General features: G+C 65.0%; 15 protein-coding genes. 8 read left to right on the forward strand and 7 right to left on the reverse strand.

Annotation, left to right across the window (positions count from 1 at the left end; genetic code table 11):
* The first annotated feature begins 208 nt into the window (after positions 1 to 208).
* Positions 209 to 475, forward strand: a complete 267-nt coding sequence (locus Q8S40_RS20255) for a hypothetical protein (RefSeq protein ID WP_305671846.1) — start codon at positions 209 to 211, stop codon at positions 473 to 475.
* Between the two features lie 335 nt (positions 476 to 810).
* Here Q8S40_RS20255 and Q8S40_RS20260 read toward each other — a convergent pair whose 3' ends face one another.
* Positions 811 to 1,665: a response regulator transcription factor gene (locus tag Q8S40_RS20260; RefSeq protein ID WP_305671847.1), complete on the reverse strand. Its 855-nt coding sequence runs from the start codon at positions 1,663 to 1,665 to the stop codon at positions 811 to 813.
* A gap of 731 nt (positions 1,666 to 2,396) precedes the next feature.
* Between Q8S40_RS20260 and Q8S40_RS20265 the strand changes: the two genes are divergently transcribed.
* Both Q8S40_RS20265 and Q8S40_RS20270 read left to right on the forward strand, forming a co-directional pair.
* Positions 2,397 to 3,620: an outer membrane beta-barrel protein gene (locus tag Q8S40_RS20265; RefSeq protein WP_305671848.1), complete on the forward strand. Its 1,224-nt coding sequence runs from the start codon at positions 2,397 to 2,399 to the stop codon at positions 3,618 to 3,620.
* Positions 3,621 to 3,864: 244 nt separating this feature from the next.
* Positions 3,865 to 4,347, forward strand: coding sequence for a polysaccharide biosynthesis/export family protein (locus Q8S40_RS20270; protein WP_305671849.1), 483 nt, complete (start codon positions 3,865 to 3,867; stop codon positions 4,345 to 4,347).
* Between the two features lie 167 nt (positions 4,348 to 4,514).
* On the opposite strand, the gene Q8S40_RS20275 is transcribed toward Q8S40_RS20270, so the two are convergent.
* On the reverse strand, positions 4,515 to 6,773 hold the full coding sequence (locus Q8S40_RS20275) for a Wzz/FepE/Etk N-terminal domain-containing protein (protein WP_305671850.1): 2,259 nt from the start codon (positions 6,771 to 6,773) through the stop codon (positions 4,515 to 4,517).
* Positions 6,774 to 7,026: 253 nt separating this feature from the next.
* Here Q8S40_RS20275 and Q8S40_RS20280 point away from each other — a divergent pair, with 253 nt between their 5' ends.
* From Q8S40_RS20280 to Q8S40_RS20295, 4 genes are all read left to right on the forward strand, one after another.
* On the forward strand, positions 7,027 to 7,830 hold the full coding sequence (locus Q8S40_RS20280) for a WecB/TagA/CpsF family glycosyltransferase (protein ID WP_304807355.1): 804 nt from the start codon (positions 7,027 to 7,029) through the stop codon (positions 7,828 to 7,830).
* A 343-nt stretch (positions 7,831 to 8,173) separates the two neighbouring features.
* The gene (locus Q8S40_RS20285; RefSeq protein WP_305671851.1) at positions 8,174 to 9,643 is read left to right on the forward strand and encodes an exopolysaccharide biosynthesis polyprenyl glycosylphosphotransferase; all 1,470 of its coding nucleotides are present in this window, start codon (positions 8,174 to 8,176) and stop codon (positions 9,641 to 9,643) included.
* Positions 9,644 to 9,729: 86 nt separating this feature from the next.
* A complete protein-coding gene (locus tag Q8S40_RS20290) occupies positions 9,730 to 10,713 on the forward strand; it encodes a UDP-glucuronic acid decarboxylase family protein (RefSeq protein WP_304807501.1) in 984 nt (327 codons plus the stop codon).
* Positions 10,714 to 10,806: 93 nt separating this feature from the next.
* Positions 10,807 to 12,342 carry a mannose-1-phosphate guanylyltransferase/mannose-6-phosphate isomerase gene (locus tag Q8S40_RS20295; RefSeq protein ID WP_305671852.1) on the forward strand — a complete coding sequence of 512 codons (1,536 nt, stop codon included), beginning with the start codon at positions 10,807 to 10,809 and terminating at the stop codon, positions 12,340 to 12,342.
* Between the two features lie 274 nt (positions 12,343 to 12,616).
* Here Q8S40_RS20295 and Q8S40_RS20300 read toward each other — a convergent pair whose 3' ends face one another.
* The 4 genes from Q8S40_RS20300 to Q8S40_RS20315 all read right to left on the reverse strand — a co-directional run bounded on the left by Q8S40_RS20300 (position 12,617) and on the right by Q8S40_RS20315 (position 16,597).
* Positions 12,617 to 13,816: an acyltransferase gene (locus tag Q8S40_RS20300; protein WP_305671853.1), complete on the reverse strand. Its 1,200-nt coding sequence runs from the start codon at positions 13,814 to 13,816 to the stop codon at positions 12,617 to 12,619.
* 10 nt (positions 13,817 to 13,826) lie between these two features.
* Entirely contained in the window at positions 13,827 to 15,002 is a 1,176-nt protein-coding gene (locus tag Q8S40_RS20305) for a hypothetical protein (RefSeq protein ID WP_305671854.1), read from the reverse strand.
* Positions 15,003 to 15,086: 84 nt separating this feature from the next.
* Positions 15,087 to 15,539: a GtrA family protein gene (locus tag Q8S40_RS20310; RefSeq protein ID WP_305671855.1), complete on the reverse strand. Its 453-nt coding sequence runs from the start codon at positions 15,537 to 15,539 to the stop codon at positions 15,087 to 15,089.
* Positions 15,536 to 16,597, reverse strand: coding sequence for a UbiA family prenyltransferase (locus tag Q8S40_RS20315; protein ID WP_305671856.1), 1,062 nt, complete (start codon positions 16,595 to 16,597; stop codon positions 15,536 to 15,538). The genes Q8S40_RS20310 and Q8S40_RS20315 overlap by 4 nt, the downstream gene beginning before the upstream one ends.
* Positions 16,598 to 16,738: 141 nt before the next feature.
* Here Q8S40_RS20315 and Q8S40_RS20320 point away from each other — a divergent pair, with 141 nt between their 5' ends.
* Positions 16,739 to 17,491: an HAD-IB family hydrolase gene (locus tag Q8S40_RS20320; RefSeq protein WP_305671857.1), complete on the forward strand. Its 753-nt coding sequence runs from the start codon at positions 16,739 to 16,741 to the stop codon at positions 17,489 to 17,491.
* Here the strand turns inward: Q8S40_RS20320 and Q8S40_RS20325 are convergent.
* Positions 17,488 to 18,792, reverse strand: coding sequence for a right-handed parallel beta-helix repeat-containing protein (locus Q8S40_RS20325; RefSeq protein ID WP_305671858.1), 1,305 nt, complete (start codon positions 18,790 to 18,792; stop codon positions 17,488 to 17,490). The genes Q8S40_RS20320 and Q8S40_RS20325 overlap by 4 nt on opposite strands.
* Between the last annotated feature and the right edge of the window lie 186 nt (positions 18,793 to 18,978).

Below are 18,978 nucleotides of genomic sequence, written 5' to 3' on the forward strand. Positions count from 1 at the left end.
GCGCCCGCTATATGACCCTGGAAGCCATCAGCACCGTCAGCGATAATGCCACCGTCAGGCTCTCGGCCGTGCCCGCCTGATATGGCGGCCCAGCCCGCCAAAGATCATCGCGCTCCTACACCACGCGATGGGACACGATCAGGCGCTGAGTGCGTACGAGATTGACCGCCTCCCATTCGGGTCCATACGGTTCGATGCCCGAGGCATCGTGACCTTCTACAGCGCTCGAGAACGCGAGCAGTCCGGATATCGAGGCGAGGCAATGGGACTGCACTTCTTTGCGGAGATTGCACCCTGCATGAATACGCCCGCCTTCCGCGGGCGGCTGGACGAAGCGCGCAAGGCGGGCCGGCTGGATCTGCGGTTCGACCACATCAGCGACCTGCCGAGCGGCGAGCGTGATGTTCCGTTGCTTGTGCGCCTGATATCCACCTCCGAAGGTGGCGTGTGGGCATTCCTGCAACGTGATGACTGATCATTTCGAGAGATTTTGCGCGGCGCGGGACAGCGCTCGCTGCCACCAATTTCTGTCGTCCGCTCCAGCCTGGTGTTCGGCGCAGGGCTCCGCCCAGCGCACCGCGTCTCTGGCCAAACAGCGCCCCTGAATCCCCGCAGGGTTTGCCGGTGGCTGGTGGGCGCTGTCGGCCTCGAAGTTGGCAGCGTGCGGACGGACCCGGGGTAAGCGGCCGAGCGCCAGCGCCCCCTTTTTGGCACCCGCGGCCGAGCGGAGCGCCTTGACGAGATCGCGCCATATCGGCGCCGCACTGGCCGCCGGGTTTGGCCGGTGCCGTCGGCGGCGTTCGCCAGAGTCTATTCCCTGACCAGGGCAACCTCCTCGCCCGGGTGGGAGGCTCCAGCCAGGCTCCCGTTCGCACGCAACATGTGCAGGGCCGGCATGACGAAATCCGGCTCCGCCTTGGCGCGGCAGGGCTCCGGCGCGCGAACCGCCGTGACCTGGAAGTTGTTCGTGACCGCCCAGATCGCGGCCTGCGTCCTGTTGGTCATGCGGGTCTTGCGCAGCAACGCCTTTACATGCGCCTTGACGGTTGCCTCCGTGAGCTGGAGATCGCGCGCAATCTCCTTGTTGGAGCGCCCATCCATCAGGCATTGCAGGATCTGGCACTCGCGGGGGGTCAAGGATGCCGCCCGGCCGATATCCTGGAGCGCGCCGCCAGGTTCCTGCTGCTGAGTTCGAGTGGCCGGACGGCGGGACGGGTCCTGCAGAAGCTGGACGAGTTCAATCGGCATCATGCGTTGGCCAAGCTGAACCAATTCCAACACCTTCTGAAGCACATCGCTCGAAATATCTCGCGACAGCAGCGCCTCGACACCGGCCTGGAGCGATCCGAGCAGGATACTGTGCTGCTGCAGGTCGGCCAGAACGACCAGCTTCAAACCGGGAAAGGACTGCCGAAGCTCCGCGGCATGAAGCAGATCGCGCAGCGCGTCAGCTTCGGACGAGAAACTGCAGATCACGAGCTGGAGCGATGTACCAGCCGGGATCGACCGGAGTGCCTCCTCGACGTCGCGACCCTCACCGACAACCTCGACCGACGACACATCAAGAAGGCGCCGCAGCGCGTCCCGGAATAGCCGTTGGGAGTCGATGATAATGGTGTGACTCGAACTGAACGCATCCAGTCCTTCGCGTTCGTTACGGCTCATGTGGCGCATCCTTTCGCCGGCTACAGCTTCGACGACACCCAGAAAGCTTCCGTGAATTGCAATCCCCACTCGGCAAACTCAATTCTAAAAAATTCCATTCGGCTGGCAACAGACTTGTTGCTGTCTCGAGATTAGGCGCAGCTAGAAAAAGTGACAACGTGAAATTTCTGGATTTTAGTTTCCATATACACCATCAAAATTACCGAAGACGGAAATAAAATCAATTTTCTTACCTGGAATTTTGCCACACTGAATTCCCGCGATGCATTGTGGCATCGGATACAATCGCCCGGGGCGATCTGCCTCCTAATTTCCAAAGCGGTATCCGAGGGGTGAGGTATCTGTCCAGAAGGAGGTAGATCATCCCCCGTTCACGGCATCCAACGGAGGCGCGCGCCCCGTCCGCGGAACAGGCCTCCGCTCATTTGCGCACGGCAAACCATGAGACTGTCCACGGTCGCGTTGGAACGGAAAAGTAACAGACTTTTGTCCCGTTTCTGGATCGTCATATGACACGGACCGTTTAGCATCGGCACGGCAGGACAGCGTCGCGAACGGCTTTGCCTTTGACCGGCGCGGTGCTGGACCATTCAGGAGGTCGCTGGAGACCACCCATGACTGCAATGCAGCCACCGCCGGTTTGCCGCCTGCCAGGCAGCGCCTCGGACGGGCCCGGAAATCGCGGGTCCTCGCGTCGTCGTACTGTGTTTGTGGCACTGCTTTCTGCGGGAATGATCGAATCCGGTGCGTCGCCGGCCACAGCTCAACCAAGCGACCCGCAGGAAGTGGCCCGGGGCGTCACCGTCTCAACGCGCCCCCGCCCGGCCTATGATCCCCTTGGTGTGCGTCTGCCTGGCTTTCGCCTGGATGCGGCCATCGAGCTCGGCGCCGGATACGACGACAACGCGACCGCAGGCAGCGGCAGCAACACGTCCAGCGCATTCCTCGATCAACAGCTCAACCTGAGTCTTGTCAGCACCCGCACCCGGCACGCCTACGGCCTGATCGCCACGCAAGCCACGCGTCGCTACATCGGCGACGATGACTATAGCTGGACCGACTACAGCCTGGGTGCCTATGGCCGATACGACATCGGGCGGGCCTCCTCGGTCGGCGTCGAATACAGCCGCACGCGCAGCCACATCGACATCACCAGCTTCGAGGTGTCGCAAGGTTCGCTGACCAGACCGCTCCGCTACGACGTGGAGACGTTCCGAGCGAACGGCGTGGCAGCACTTAACCGCGTCAACCTGACCGCCGCGCTGGAATCCAGCAGCTTCAGCTTCCAGGAACAGAATGATCCCGGCTTTCGCGGCGGCAGCGCCGCAGCGAACGACTACACCCGGCTGACGGGTGAGATCGGCGCCGCCTACGTCTTTCTGCCGGGGCGCAGCGTGATGCTGACGACAAGACTGAGCGAGATCACCTATGACCGCGCGGATCAGCGGGGCCGCGATTCCTTCACATGGGAGGTGCTCGCCGGCGCCCGATACGACATCAATGCGCTCGCTTACGCCAGTTTTGGCGTCGGCTATCGCAGACGCGAATTCGAGGATCCCGGCCTCCGCAGCATCTCGGGCCCGGCCTTCGAGGGACGCCTCGTTTTGTTGCCGTCGCAGCTTTTGAGCCTGACGATCGGCGCGCAGCGCACCATCGAGGAGTCGCTGCGTAGCACCAATGTGAGTTATGTCCTCACCTCGGGCCGATTCCAGGCCGATTACGAGCTGCGGCGGAACCTCATTCTCACCGGTGAGCTGCGCGCGGAACAACTTGAATACCAGGAACCGGATCGGACCGCGCTTCAGGGTGTCGCCAGCCTGTCGATGCGCCTGCTGCTGAACCGTAACGCCTCGGTCATTGCGAGCTACCGCCATGTGCGGAGCTTGGACACGCCGGACGGATTTCAGGAATTTGATCGAAACCTGTTCCAGCTCCGCCTTCGGCTCGCCATCTGAGATTGTTTTTGGAAGGTTATTAAACCATTATTGAATAGTCAGGGTGGTCGATGGGATGTTCCCGTCCCGCCCAATATTCCGCAGCGCCCAAACATATCAGGGGGCAGTCCTGACAATGCCAGACATCGCGCGAATTGATGCAAGAAACGGGAACATGTGTGGCCGTCGCTGGCTATTACTGGCGGCGCCATTGCTGGCGGGCCCGCTGACGGCCTGCACCTCCCCGGGTGCCAACTTGCCAGTCTTGACCGAACATTCGGGCGGCGCCTACAGGCTTGGGCCGGGTGACCAGCTACGCATCATTGTGGTCAACGATCCTGAACTGACACGGGAGTTCCGGGTCAGCGACACCGGGGCCATCGCCATGCCGATGGTCGGCTCCATCCCGATCGCGGGCCAGACGACCGAACAGGCGGCCGCCACGATCGAGCAGGCCTTGATCCAGCGCGAACTGTACAATGAGCCGTCCGTTGCGGTCGAGGTCATCACCTACCGACCCATCTTCGTTCTCGGAATGGTCGAGCGCGGCGGGCAGACCCCCTATCAGCCGGGCATGACCGTCCTCTCCGCCATCGCGGTGGTCGGCGGCTTCAATTACCGGGCGGTGACCGATTATGTTGGCATTTCGCGGATGTCGGAGGATGGGCGCGCCCGCGAATATCGCGGCACGCGCCAATCGCTGCTGATGCCGGGCGACGTGATCAACGTCTTCGAACGCACCCTGTGACAGGCGAAGGCGAAGCATCCATCGGCTCAGTCAGACCGCCCTGACCGGATCCGGTCAGGGCTTGTTGCGGTTTCCAGGGCGACGCGTCATGCGCGCCCGGCGATTTGCATGCGTTGGTCGCAAGATCAGGACGCAGATCGCGGCGCCGCTATATCGCGCCACCTCCGTCAAGCCCGGCCCTTGCCGGCCAGCCGCTCGTAGAACCGCCGCTCCTTCACGTAGAAGGAACACTGATCCATGAAGCGCAGCGCCGCATGCCGGCGCAGGTTCACGCGGGTCACCACGATGCCGTCCACCGCCACGCCGTGGTCGCGCATGCGCTTCAGCGATGCGTTCAGGATCGATTTCTTCGTGTCTGACCAACGGACGACCTGGATCACCGTATCCACCAGGCGGCCGAGGACAAGCGAATCGGCGACCAACATGACCGGTGCGCCTTCGATGATGATGACATCGAACTGCTTGCTGGCCTCGTCGATCAGCGCACGGAAGCGGTCGGTGCCGAAGACATCCGCGCCCGCGCGCAGGCTGGCGCGGCGGCGAATCACGACCATGGCGTTCTGTGCCGTGCCATCGTCCTGGCGCGCAGGCACCACCTCGCTTCCGTTGCTGAACGCCGCCGGCTCCACCGGCTGAACGTCAGGTCGCCCGGGAACCCCGTCGATCAGCATCACGCGCCTGCCGGAGGACCCAAGGGCGCAGGCAAGCGCCGCGCAGACGGTCGACTTTCCCTCACCTGGCATCGCTGACGTCACCAGCACCAGGCGACATCCTCGTGCCGCATCAAACAGCCCGACGCTGGCGCCGACCGAACGGATGGCCTCGCGGAACATCGGCATCGCGGCGGCATTGTAGCTCGCCTCGTTCGCGATGGCCGCGACCTCACGCGACGGCAGCGATGGAACCATGCCCAGGCATCGCGGCCCGCCGGCCTCCTCGATATCGCTACTCGTCCGAACACCAAGGTCGCGGCGTTCCAGCAGCAGGCCAAGGCCGATACCCAGAATGCCACCCCCGGCCAGGCCGATCAGCATCACGATGGTCGGCCGGGGCGATGTCGCCGCGCGCACCGGCTCCGCGGGCATGACCAGGAAGGCGCTGGGCGGCGCTATGGCGGCATCGGCCAACGCCTGTTGGCGATTACGCACTAGGGCCGCCAACCGCTCCTGCGTCTCCTGTGCGCCGGCCTGCAGAGCCTGTAGCGCGGTCTCGTCCGGCTTCGCCTCGATCATCTCGCGCTGCAGTCGCTGCAGCGAGGCCGTCAGATCCGCCTCGGTCCTCTGGGCGGCGGCGAGATCCGCCCGGGCGATCTCGATGGCGCGACGCGATTCGGCGGCGAGGCGTGAGCGGACCTCGCCAAGGCCGGCCGCGGCCTCCGCCACGCGCGGGTGTTGGCTCCCGAGCCGCGTCTGCAGTTGCCCGAGGTCGCGCCGCGCAACCAGTTCGCGTTCGAGCAGCGCGCCAATGAGGGGCTGGCCCTGCACATCGGATGCCGAGGGCGTGCCGCCGGCGGCTACGATCTCCTGCACCCGCGAAAGCCGGCGTTCCTCGTTCATGCGTGCAAGGATCGCCGCATTGAGCTGCGAGGTCAGGGTCCGCAGCTGTTGCTGCGCAACATTCTCCGCATCTCCCGCGGCACCGCCGCGGCCGGGCTCCAGGATGTTGGTGCGCTGGCGAAACTCGGCGATCTCCGCCCTGACCCGTTCCAGATCCCCTGATGTCTGCTGTATCTGCTCGTCGATCCAGGCCGTTCTGCGTTCCGCCGACTCCCGCCGCTCCAGCACCTCCCGGCGGAGATAAGTTTCGGCAACCACATTGGCGACCCTTGCGGCCACCTCGGGATCATCTGCACGATAGCTGATCGATACCAGATAGGACCGGTTATCGGTGCTCACGGAAAGCCGCGACACGATATCCCGGATGGCCTGCTCACGCCGCAGCTCCGCGGCTTCCGGACCGCCCGGGCTGGGCTGCAGGCGCTCGACAAGCTGCGTGATCTGACCTGCCATCTCACTCGGCAGATAGCTGATGAGGGTAGCCAGGCGCCCGGGCGCGGGAGGTTGCTCCGCGAGTCCGAGTTCCTCCACGACGGACCGCATGAGCGGGCGGCCCCGCAGGATCCGCGCCTCGTTCTGGACCAGCGCGGAAGGATCTAGCACCACCGTCGGTCCGCTGGCGCTCGTCGGCCTGGCACTGGCGCGGTGCGCCAGTTCGAGTTGGATCACCGCCTCGCTGGAGTAAGTCCGGGGCATCAGCAGCAGTGTCGCGATCGCCGCGCCGAGCGCGAGCAGCACGACCAGGACAATGACGTACCGGCGCCGCCAGATGGACATGAACGTGTTCGCTGCGATCCGCTCGCGATGGCCCGCGAGCGAAACGTCGGACGGCTTGTGATCGAGCAGCATCGCGTAGGGTGTGCTGTCCACAGGGAGGCCTCTCCAATCCGGTTGGCAGGAGGACCGCCCCAGTGATGCAGCACCGGCCGGCTTCCTCGCGATGCACGGCGCCATCATGCGGCGCGCATGGGCTGCGCTGAAGGACGATTGAGGAGTAGTCCATCTAGCCGATTGCTGACCTCCCCTGGGCGCCGGCATGTCCAAGGTGGCTAGGGACTTGGCGCTGCCGCCGCGCCACGCACTCGGCTATGAGCGCTGATGAACACCAGCGGAGCCGCCTGTCATGAACGAGATTCCGGCACCGGGACGCCTGAGCATTCTCGGCGTCCACGTCAGCGTCCTGACGATGCAGCGCGCGACGGCGACGATGGAACAGTGGATCCGGAAAGGGGAACGTCACTACGTCTGCATCACGGGTGTGCATGGCGTGATGGAAAGCCAGCGCGATCCTGAACTCATGGCCATTCACAACGCGGCCGGGCTGGTGACGCCCGACGGCATGCCGATGGTCTGGATGTCCCACTGGCTCGGGCAGCCGGAAGTGGAGCGGGTCTACGGGCCGGACCTGCTTCAGGAGATGAGCAGGATTTCTGCTGTGCAAGGCTACCGCAACTTCTTCTACGGCAGTCGGCCGGAAACGCTCGGCAACCTCACGGCGGCACTCACGCGCCGCCATCCCGGACTGCAGATCGTCGGCAGCTTCTCGCCGCCCTTCCGTCCGCTGACGCCCGAGGAAGACGAAGCTGTGATCGCGCAGATCAACGCATCCGGTGCCCAGATCGTCTGGGTCGGCCTCAGCACGCCCAAGCAGGAACGCTGGATGGCAAGCCATGTCCACCGGCTGAATGCATCCGTTCTTGTAGGCGTCGGGGCCGCCTTCGATTTCGCGGCCGGAGAGAAGCAGCAGGCACCGCGCTGGATGCAGCGCAACGGACTTGAATGGGTATTCCGCCTGGCCACCGAACCCCGCCGCCTCGCGGGGCGGTACTTCCGTAACAACCCCGCCTTCATGCTGCGCGCCTCTGGCCAGCTCCTGCGCCACCATTGGACTTCGCGAATGGGCCGCACGAACGGGATGGCTCCCTAGGGCATACTCCCATTGCCCCGGCAATACCGCCGCAACCTTCTCCTATACCTGAAGCAGTGCATGCCGTTCGTGGATGACCGGCGGTAACGGGGGCAGAGTCATGGCCAACAGGCGCTTCGCATTCGCGTGCCACATCGCGCCACGAGCCGACGGAGTGCCGGCAAGGCTGCTCACACGAGACGCGAATATCGGGAAGGCTTCGAATGGTGCGATGCGCCAAGGCAGCGCGCGGGGCGCTCTCCGCCCCGCTCCGCGTCACACAAGCGCTTTGTCCTGACGGCAAGGTTGCCATGGTCGAGTGCCCAGACGCCATGCCCATCCAAACGTCGTTGGAGCAGATCGCATGAGTGACATGTTCCCGGATGCCGTCGCGCGTTATGCGCCGAGGCAAGGCGGCCTGGGTGGCTTTCAGCGGCTGCGCGGCGTCTGGCGGTGGGCGCTGCAATCGCTTGCTCTTCCAACCTTGGACCTTCTGGCGGCGCAGATCAGCATCCTTCTCGTTCTCATGGTCCTGCCGGTGCCGCTTCGTGACGCGCCAGAGCTACGGCTGGGCTGGAACCTGCCGCTGGCCGCAGCGCTCGGTGCCGCGCTGCTCGCATGCCACCGGCTTCTCGGGCTGTATGACACAACGGGCCATGGGGCGCTCGAGCGGCTCAGGCTGCGCGTCATCGGTGCCGTCGTCGCGCCCTGCGTGGCGGTTACCATCCTCGTCGCATTCGATTTCGCCAGCACGCCGCCGCTGCAGGTCATCATCCTGGCCTGCGTGGCGGCCGGCGCGATCGGCCTTCTGCTCGAAGCCTTGATTTGTCCCCTCCTGATACGCAATGGCGCCTGGGGGTCGCCGGCGCTGGTCGTGGGCTCCGGGCCGGCGGCGGCTGCCTTGGCCGAGCGGCTGCTGCGGCAGCCCGAGCTCGGCCTCCACCCCATCGGGTTCGCCGCGGACCGCGTCCCGGGCGAGATCGCCATGCCGGTGGCGAACCTGGGAACGGTGGCGGAAGCTGCGCGCATTCACGGCAGCCGGGCCGTCGCCGTCATTGCCATGACGAGCGAGGTTGCGAGCGGCGAGATCGCGCGGCTGCCCTTCCAACGAGTCATCGCGGTTCCGGAGAGCGGCAATCTCCCGACGCTGCGCGTCAATTTCCGTAGCCTCGGCGGTGATCTGGGGCTGGAGGTTTCCAACCTCTCACAGGCCGCACTGCAGCAGCGCCTTAAGCGGGCGCTGGAGTTGCTCATCACCATCCCCATCTTCCTCGCTGCCCTGCCCGTGATCGGCGTATTGGTCGTCCTGATCAAGATGATCAGCCCGGGGCCTGCCATCTATGTCCAGCGCCGCGTGGGCCTGCATGGCCGGCCGGTTGCGGTGCTCAAGCTGCGCACCATGCACACCGATGCGGAGCGCCTGCTGGCGGACCTGCTCGCCCGCGATCCGGCTGCCCGGGAAGAATGGGACCGCTACATGAAGCTGGCGCGGGATCCGCGGGTACTGCCTGGGATCGGCGACTTCCTGCGCCGCAGCAGCCTCGACGAACTGCCCCAGCTCTGGAACGTGTTGCGTGGCGATCTCAGCCTGGTCGGTCCGCGACCTTTCCCGGATTACCACGTCGCGCGCTTCGGCAGTGACTTCCAGCAGCTCCGCATGAGCGTGAAGCCCGGGGTGACCGGCCTTTGGCAGATAGCGGAACGCAGCAACGCGGACCTTCGCCGGCAGGAAGCACTGGACACCTTCTACATCCAGAACTGGTCGCTCTGGCTCGACCTCTACATCGTGCTCCGGACGGTTCCGGCCGTGCTCTGCGCGCGCGGTGCACGCTGAGATGGGTGACTGCATCCGTGACAACGACCTGGCCGCGACGGCGGCCCTGGAACCGCTTCGCTCCAACTCTGTCCGAGGGACTCGTGATGCCAAAGAACCGTAAGCGGATTCTTGTCACCGGCGGCGCCGGGTTTCTGGGTTCGCATCTGTGCGACCGGCTGGTCGACCAGGGCCACGAAGTCCTCTGCGTCGACAACTACTTCACCGGGCGCAAGGAGAACATATTGCACCTGATGGACCGGCCCAACTTCGAGGTCATGCGCCACGACATCACCTTCCCGCTTTATGTCGAAGTGGACGAGATCTACAACCTGGCCTGCCCCGCCTCACCGGTGCACTATCAGTATGACCCGGTCCAGACGACCAAGGTCAGCGTCCTCGGCAGCATCAATATGCTCGGCCTTGCCAAGCGGGTCGGCGCCCGGATCCTGCAAGCGTCGACAAGCGAAATCTACGGCGACCCCGCGGTTCATCCGCAGACGGAGGACTATTGCGGCAACGTCAACCCGCTCGGTCCGCGCGCCTGTTACGACGAAGGCAAGCGCTGCGCCGAGACTCTGTTCTTCGACTATTCCCGCCGGCACAACGTCAAGATCCGCGTCATCCGCATCTTCAACACCTATGGCCCGCGGCTCCATGACAGCGATGGCAGGGTCGTCTCGAACTTCATCGTGCAGGCGCTGCGCGGGGAGGACATTACGATCTATGGCGATGGCAGCCAGACGCGCGCCTTCTGCTACGTCGACGACCTGATCGACGGGATGGTTGCCATGATGGGCGCGGATGAGGATGTTCCCGGCCCCATCAACATCGGCAACCCGCACGAGATCTCGGTGCTGACTCTGGCAAGCAAGATCATTGCCCTGACCGGCGCCAGGTCGCAGCTGGTGCGCAAGCCCCTGCCGCAGAACGATCCGACGCAGCGATGCCCAGACATCTCTCGGGCGCGGCAGCTACTGAACTGGGAGCCGCGGGTTTCCCTGGATGAGGGCCTGCGTCGGACGATTGCCTATTTTGCCGGCAAGATGGGCGAACCCGCTTCCGCCGGCATCCGGGATGCCGTCGGCTGAGGCCCCTCGCCCTGACGCCGTTTTCCAGGTTGCCGGACGTACCCGCCTGGCTCGAAGTGACTCGATCCGCATCGACCGAGGAGGATCATCCCGATGGACCTGAACCTACTGCACCCGAGCCTGTCCCAGGATGATACCAGCGCAAGGCCGCACGAGGCCGACGGCCCGCCACCCGTGGCGAGGCCAGCGCCCCTGGTCCGCATCATCCCGGTGATCCTGTCGGGCGGGAGCGGCAGCAGGCTTTGGCCGATTTCACGGGAGAGCCTGCCGCAACAGTTTCTGGGGCTGACGTCGCAGCGGACAATGCTGCAGGAGACCGCCCTGCGGGCGCGGGGCTGTGGGATGGATGGCCTGGACTTCGCGCCACCCATCATTGTGTGCAACCAGGAACACCGCTTCCTCGCCGCGGCGCAGCTGTCAGACATTGGCCTGGCCGATCGCCGCATCCTGCTCGAGCCGGTCGGACGAAACAGCGCACCGGCGATCTGCGCGGCGGCGATGCTCGTCGCCGAGGACGAGCCCGACGCGCTGATCTGGGTGATGGCCGTCGACATGCAGTTCGAGGATACGCAAGACCTGCATCGACTTCTCCTGCCCGCCGCCGAGGCGGCCCGCGATGGTCGCATCGTCACCATCGGCATCCATCCCAGCTCAGCGGGAACCGGCTACGGCCATATCGAGGTCGGCCCGCCGCTTGAAGGCGTCGCCGGGGTCCACACCATCACCCGCTTCGAAGAGAAGCCCGAGCCGGGGGCTGCGGCTCGCGCCCCGACTTCGGGCCTGCATCTCTGGAATTCCGGGATGTTTCTGTTCACTGCGCAAAGTTTGCTGCACGAGCTTGAGCTGCACGCTCCGGAACTGCTTGCGCATGTGACAGAGGCGATGCGCCTGCGGCGCCAGGACCCCGATTTCATCCGGCTGGATGCGGCCAGCTTTACGGCCTGTCCAAGCCTGAGTCTGGACCATGCCGTGGCCGAGCGAACCCAGCTTGGCGCGGTCGTTCCAGCCGCGCTGTGCTGGAGCGATGTCGGTAGCTGGGATGCGCTTTGGCAGGCCAGCGGCAAGGATTCCGCCGGCAATGCAGCGTCGGGCGAAGCGTTGCTTCTGGACTCCAGCAATTGCCTGGTTCGCAGCGAGGATGGCGTGCTGACGGCCGTTGTGGGCCTCGAGGATGTGGTGGTGGTGGCGACGGGCGATGCGGTGCTCGCGATGCATCGCAACCAGGCCCATGACGTCCCGCGTGTTGTTGAGAGCCTCAAGACAATGGGAATGAAGCAGGCGGCGCAGCACAGCCGCTGCCATCGGCCATGGGGCTTTTACGAAACACTTCGGCTTGAGGGGCGCTTTCAGGTCAAGCGCATCGTGGTCGATCCTGGCCAGAAGCTGAGCCTGCAGAAGCACTTTCATCGCGCAGAGCACTGGGTCGTGGTCCAGGGAACCGCCCTCGTCACGCGCGATTCCGGTGAATTCCTGCTGACCGAAGGTGAGGCGGTTCACCTGCCGCTGGGTTGTTTGCATAGGCTGTCGAACCCCGGGCGGGTCCCGCTGGCGATTATCGAAGTTCAGCTTGGATCCTATCTCGGAGAGGACGACATTGTGCGGATCGAGGATGTGTTTGGCCGCTGCTGACCTTGGCCGGAGAATCTGGAGCCGCGCATCGCGGCAGCATCAGGCCACGCCCGCGGGGCAAAGCCCCGGGATCAGCGCGGATAGGCCCTGAGGCCCAGGCATAGCCGTCGCACTGCGGTCAGACGCGGTTCACCCCCATGGTAGCACTTGGCATTCTCGCAAAGCCGACGTCCGTCTTGGGCGGCCCGGGGTCGTGGAGTGGCCTCGAAGCCTCATCACCAAAGGTAAGCACCGCGCCTGGCGATAGGGGGCAGATGGCCGACCGCCGGCCGCCTCAGGCGATGCGGCGCAGCGGGCTCTGGCGCCTTGCGAGGCGGGCCGCGATCACGCGACCGAGTTGCTGCATCGGACGCTCTACAAGGACATGCAGCACCCAGGCGGCGGGCAGCGTGATGCAGAATGTCACCAGAGCCAGCAGCAGGCCCCAGCCCAGCGCCGCCATCGGCCCAAGCTCCACCGGCAACCATGGGAGCACCGCATGGCCGAGGACGCTCAAGACGATCACGTGCAGCAGGTAGATGCCGAAGGACAGCCGGGCCAACAGGCGCATGGGCGCGGCATGGAAGAAGGCGCGGTCGCCCCCATGCAGCAGCAGCACGACGGCCACCGCGGCGCACAGCGTCTCCAGCAGCACGACGGTCGGCGGCGCGAACTCATCCGGCCCCAGAAGGCGGCGCGAGAACAGGAACACCAGCGCCAGCAAGGTCAGGAGCGCAATCCGCGGCACCCGCCCAAGGCGAAGCAAACCCGCAGCGACCGGCCACCCCCAGCGCGGCAGCAGCGCACCGAGAAAGAAGCTGAACAGGAAGACGTTCATGTAGTGCCAGCGCTCCGCGCTTCCCGGCAGCAGAAACATCGCCGCACATAGTATCAGCGCTGCCAGCATGGCACGGCGCATGGTGAGCGAGAGCAGATACAGCAGGGGGAAGACCGCCGAGGCCAGAATCTCCACCTTGATCGACCAAGCCGGCCCGTTGAGGGTGGCACTCCGGCCCTGGACATTTGCCAGGAATTCCGCCGGCAACTCGGCCTGGTCTATCTTGTAGCTGTTGTTGAACCAGCTCGTGGCCTGGGGCCAATCGCGCAGCTCGAAATAGTGAAGCTGCAGCAGCGCCGCGATTCCTGCGGTGACGATCAGCAAAGGGTAGAGTCGGAAGCCCCGTCGCACGAGATAGCCCAGCACGGAACCGGCATGGATCGGCGGGTCGCGGTCCAGTGACAGAGCCAGCACAGTGCCGCTCAATACGAAGAAGAAGGTGACATAGGCCGGCCCATTGGCCAGGCCGAGCAGCAAATGCTGCAACAGGAGCCAGGGATCTGAGAGATCAACCGGCAGCAGATGAGCATTGTCCACACCCCCGATCCGGAAAACCAGCAATCCGTGAAACAGCAGCACGAGCACCGCGCAGATGCCGCGGCCGACATCGAGCGACTCCGTGCGGTGCCCAGGGGCACCTTCTGCGCTTCGTGGCATGGTCATCCCTTCAGCCGACGGATCTGGCGCTGGCCTTGGTTGGCCACAACGCGATGTCGCGTGACGCGCCTGAACGCAACGACCGCAGCAGGTGGCCGATTGCAACCACCAGTGCCGCGCCGATGAGCAGCGCGCCGATATATTTCCCCGCACGGAAGTCGAGCATGTGGGAGGCATAGGCACCCAGCGAACCGAACTGGATCGCCAAGGCGACGCCGATGCTCCAAGGGCGCGGGCGACTGACCGCCAACGCGTAAGCCAGGATATCCGCGAGGAAGAAGTAGCGGTCGTGCATCTTGGGCAGCAGGTAGGGCATGCTGCCCGCGACCACGACCGCCAGCAGCAGCAGGTCCGCCCGCTCCAGCCGCCGCCAAAGGACCGAGAAGGCGCCGAGCATCAAGGCGGCCAGGATGGTGGCGAGCGTGCCGATAATGACGCCGGTCTCATAGGGAAGCAGCCGCAGATACTGCACCAGGGACCACGGATTGGGCGCGTTCATCGACAGCCACCGATAGGTCCCGGCCTGGTCGAGATACACCGTCGCCAAGTCCCATGCGGGGCGGCCGCCAAGCCAGGCCGGCAGCATCATCGCCGCATAGGCCAGCAGGGGCAGCGGCAGATAGCGCAGCCCAATGCGGCGGGAGAGGATGATGTAGAGGATGAAGGGCGCGATGAAGATGGCCTGGAGCTTGAAGGCCAGCGCAATGCCGAAGGCGATCAGCATCGCGGCCCAACGCTCGCGCAGCGCGAAAGCCACCACGAGCACCGCCAGGCCGGACCAGATCGTGTCCGTCTGCCCCCAGGCCGCACCGTTGAGCGCGACGGTCGGCAGCAGGAGCACGCAGGCGGCGCCGAGCAGTGCCGCACTCGGGCTCACCAGTGCCCGCAGGAGGTAGTGGACACAGCCGGCGCAGAACACCGCGCCCGCGATCGCAACCAGCTTCACGAGCATGAAGGATGACAGAAAATCCGACGCGGAGCTGGCCAATATCAGCAGGTAGAGATAGGGCGGCGTGTAGTTCGCAAAGCCTTCCGCGCCCTCGACCTGGATCTGGAGCGGCGCCGAGAGGGAAGCCAGCGCGCCGTGCTGGATGATCTGATCCATCCAAGGCACGAACCACCATTCCACATCTGTGGTGCGCCAGCCCAGAAGCCCGGCATAGAGAACGCCTGTCGCGAACAGCACGGCGGCGAGGACCAGCTTCTGGTGCCGCGAAGCGCCCGGCGCTGCTGAGTGCGGCTCTGTCATGGCGAGGTTTCTCCTCATGCTTCAGACGCGCCGCCAGGCCCGCATCCCCGTGCCGCGAGGGCCGAAGGTGACGAGGCTGTGGCCCAGGTAGTTCAGCAGGGCGCCGACGCCGATCGCGCCGCCATGGGCGACGGCTTCCGCCAGCATCGTGCCCATTCCGAGCCGCACGGCGAGCGTGACGAAGAGCAGGGCTAGCAGCGCCACGAGGCCCGAGGTCAGCAGGTTCACCAGGAAAAAGTCCCGCGCCTGCACCAGCAACGATCGCCCGGATGCCGGGAACACGAAGCCCCGGTAAAGGACGAACCCAACCAGCATCCCGATTACCGCCGCAACCAGCACCGCGGCGAGGAAAGGCATCACCGCGGAGAGCGGAAAGCGCACCAGCCAGTTGATTGCGGCCGCGCCGCCACCGGCAAGCAGGAAGCGGGCAGGCTGCGGCAGGTCACGCAGGATGCCCAGTAGCCTCCCGCTCATCCGAACAGACCGGACCAGGCGAACACGAAGGCAGAGAGCATGACCGCGCCGAGCAGAATGCTGGGAACGTCCCGCACGGCGAAAGCGACAGGGTCGTCATCCAGCTCGCCGCGCGCAGCCTTCAGCCAGATGCGCGAGACCCACAGGAACAGGATAAGCGGAAACGCCCAGAGCCAGGCGGTGTTGCCGTAGAAGGTCTGCCGGAAGGCGTCGAACATGACATAGAGGATCAGCGTCACCACCGCGCCCATGCCGGCCGAAGGGCCAAGCACCAGCAGCAGTGGACCATCGGCGGCCTGGTAGCCGCGGTGCGACAGCGCCGACGTGCCTCGCTGTCCCGCGCGCACCAGTTCGACATAGCGCTTGGCGAGGCAGAGCGAGGAGAACAGAAACATCGAGAAGACCAGCAGCCAGGGCGACGCATAGACCTGCGCGCTGGCAATGCCGAGCACCAGCCGAAGCGTGAAGAGCCCGGCCAGGACACTGACATCGAGGATAGGGATGCGCTTGATTACCAGCGAATAGGCCAGCGTGAGACCAAGGTAGCAGGCCGCGGCCAAGGCCGTCATGGGCCCGACTGCCGCCGACAGCAGCAGCCCGAGCACGATCGCCACCGGTGCCGCCACCATCGCCATGCCAACTGACAGCCGGCCCGAGGGCAATGGGCGCTTGCACTTGGACCAATGCCGGCGGTCATCCTCCAGGTCCCGGATATCATTGAGCAGATAGGTGCCGGATGCGATCAGGCAGAGCGCCACGAACGCCAGCCCCACCGACAGCATACGGTCGGGATCAGCGATCGTGCCGCTCAGTACCGCTGGCACGAAGACAAGCAGGTTCTTCGCCCACTGGTGCGGCCGCGCAGATTCCAGCAGCGCACGCAACTGCGCCAAGGCCTCCGGCCGCGTCATGCGCGCCGGCAGGCGATAGGCCAGTCCGCCTCGGGCCAGCACCGCATCCTCGGCCAGCCGGGGCATTGTCGTGCCCTTGGTGGAGGCCGCGCTGCGCCCGGCATTGTCGCGGTCTGAAGGCTTCATGGTTGTGCCCTGCTGATGCAACCCGGACAGTGCGGTGCCGCATGTTCAGGGTCATCTTCTCTTCAGGATCGCGCGTGTCTCAGGAGGGTTAGCCCAACTGGGCGCTACCGCCTGTGCCGTCTGGCGGCGCATTATCGCCGGGGACCGCAGGGCGGATGTTCGATGGATGGCGCGGTGATGGGCGTTAAAGGTGAGGCTTCAACGCGCGTCGCGGTGTTCGATCTGGACGGTACGATTTCGCACCGGGACCTGTTCCTGGTCTTCCTGAGGCAGGCCATGCGGCGCCTGGGGCCCGCACGGAAGCTGCGCACCGCGTTGCTGCCATTGCACACGCTGCGTTTTGGCCTGCGCGCCATCACCAACGCCGAACTGAAGGCGGCCTTCCTCGATGCCATCCTCGGCGGCCGGCAGCGCAGCACCCTTGTGGCGCTAGCCACCGACTTCGCGGCGCGCAGCCTGGAGCGCGAGATGAAGCCTGCCGCCCTGCAGGCGATGCAGCGCCACCGCCAGGCGGGGGATGCGCTGGTACTCGCCTCGGCGAGCCTCGATCTTTACGTCGAGCCCATTGCATCGCAGCTGGGCTTCGATGCCGTCGTCTCGACGCGGGTCGCTTGGACCACCGATGACCGGTTGGCGGGGTCTCTCGATGGCAGCAACCTTCGTGGTGCGCCGAAGCTTGCAGCGGTACGCGCTATGCTGGCCGAACGCTTTCCCTTGGCGAAGAGCTTCGTGGCCTATTCCGACCACGAAAGCGACATACCCCTTCTCGCGGCGGCCAGCAGCGCGTTTGCCGTGGATCCAACCGCTGCCCTGGCTCGCGCAGCGCGCGAGCGGGGCTGGCCGATCGTCGATTGGCGCGGCGCCGGCAGCCTTCCTGCGGCAGCAATCCAATCCGGCTTGGTGGTTCCGGGCTAGATGATAGTGAGGGTGCTGTTCAGATCCCAACCGGACACGGCGCGATACTCGTCCCAGTTGTACCAGTCACCCCATGCGAAGCGGTCATCGGAACCACTGGTCACCTGGTACTCGTTCCCATCGAAGCTGTTCCCGCCTGCGAGCAGGCCCGCCTCGTTGAAATCCGCAACCGCGCCGATGCCGCCGTGATCCGCCGCTCGGCTGATGATGGTGTTGTCACGCACCGTATTGCCGATTGTGATGTATTCGCCATACGCGCCGGTGCCACCGAATTCCGCAGGATTGCCGCGATCCTGCTGGATCAGGCTGATACCGTTCCCGCCTCCCGTCATGTCCACGGTGTTGCCGTAGATTTCGACGTTGCGCGAGTTCTGGATGATGATGCCGGCACCCCAGAGCCACGTGTTGAAGTCGGCACCATTGCCGATCAAGACGTTGTCACGAATGACCGCGTCGTAGCTGATTTCGTGCACGATGCCGCCATGCGTGTTGTTCTGAACACGATTGCCTTCGTACAGCGTGTTGAAGTTGTCGATATCGGTCCAGAGGCCGAAGCCGTGATTGTCGTAGACAAAGTTGTCCCTGACCACCAGGTCTTCGGTCAGCGCGAACTTCGTGCCGCCGCCCTCCCACAACACATCGATTCCCGACCAGCTTCCGTTTGAGGCAATCTCGTTTCCTTGCACCAAGATCGAGGTACCGACACCCGCCAGCCCCAGCTGGCCGTTGTCGAGGATACGATTGTCGAGAACCTGTGTGTTGCTGCCGACTGCGATGCCAACACCGTAGTTCAGCTGGATGTCATTGCCTTGGATGATCCAGCCTTCGGGGAGCGTATTTCCACCGATGGCGGCGCGCTGTACCGGAGACGCGTATTTCTCGACGGTCAGGTTCTGCACGAGGACATCGGCGGCACCACCCTCGAAGGCCCATGGCTGAACGCTCGCCTCGACCTTACGACCGGCAGGATCGCTGCCGATGTAGATCCTGTCTGCGGCGTAGTCGAAGAAGAAGGTTCCATCCACCACCTGGGCCTTGGAGCCGACATGCTTCAGCGGCTGGTCATCGACATAGATCGTCTCGGGATAGCCAGCGCGGTCGAAGCCTGCTGACGCCTCGTCGAGGGCGTTCCGAAAACCTTCCTGGGTCTGGCCGCCGACCACCCAGGCCGAGCCTTCCTGACTGAAGCTGGTCAGCAGGCGCGAGCCGTTCAGGACCGCACCTTCCTCGCCAATGAACTGCTGGCCGTCCTTTGGCGTGATCGACTGCAGGCGATGTACACCGGCCTCGATCCAGAACACGGCGCCTTCGGGAGCTGCGCTAACCAGGGCCTGGATGTCGTCACCAACTGATACGGTGATAGCGCCTGCAGGTGCGCTGCCTGCACCGGGAGCCGGATTTGGCTGTGGGACCGGCGCCGGCTCAGGCGTCGGGGCCGGGCTGGGGGGTGGCGCAGGGTTCGGAACGGGTGCTGGAACTGGCGCGGG

Origin of the sequence: Falsiroseomonas sp. (genome assembly GCF_030695085.1) — a bacterium.
GTDB lineage: Bacteria > Pseudomonadota > Alphaproteobacteria > Acetobacterales > Acetobacteraceae > Falsiroseomonas.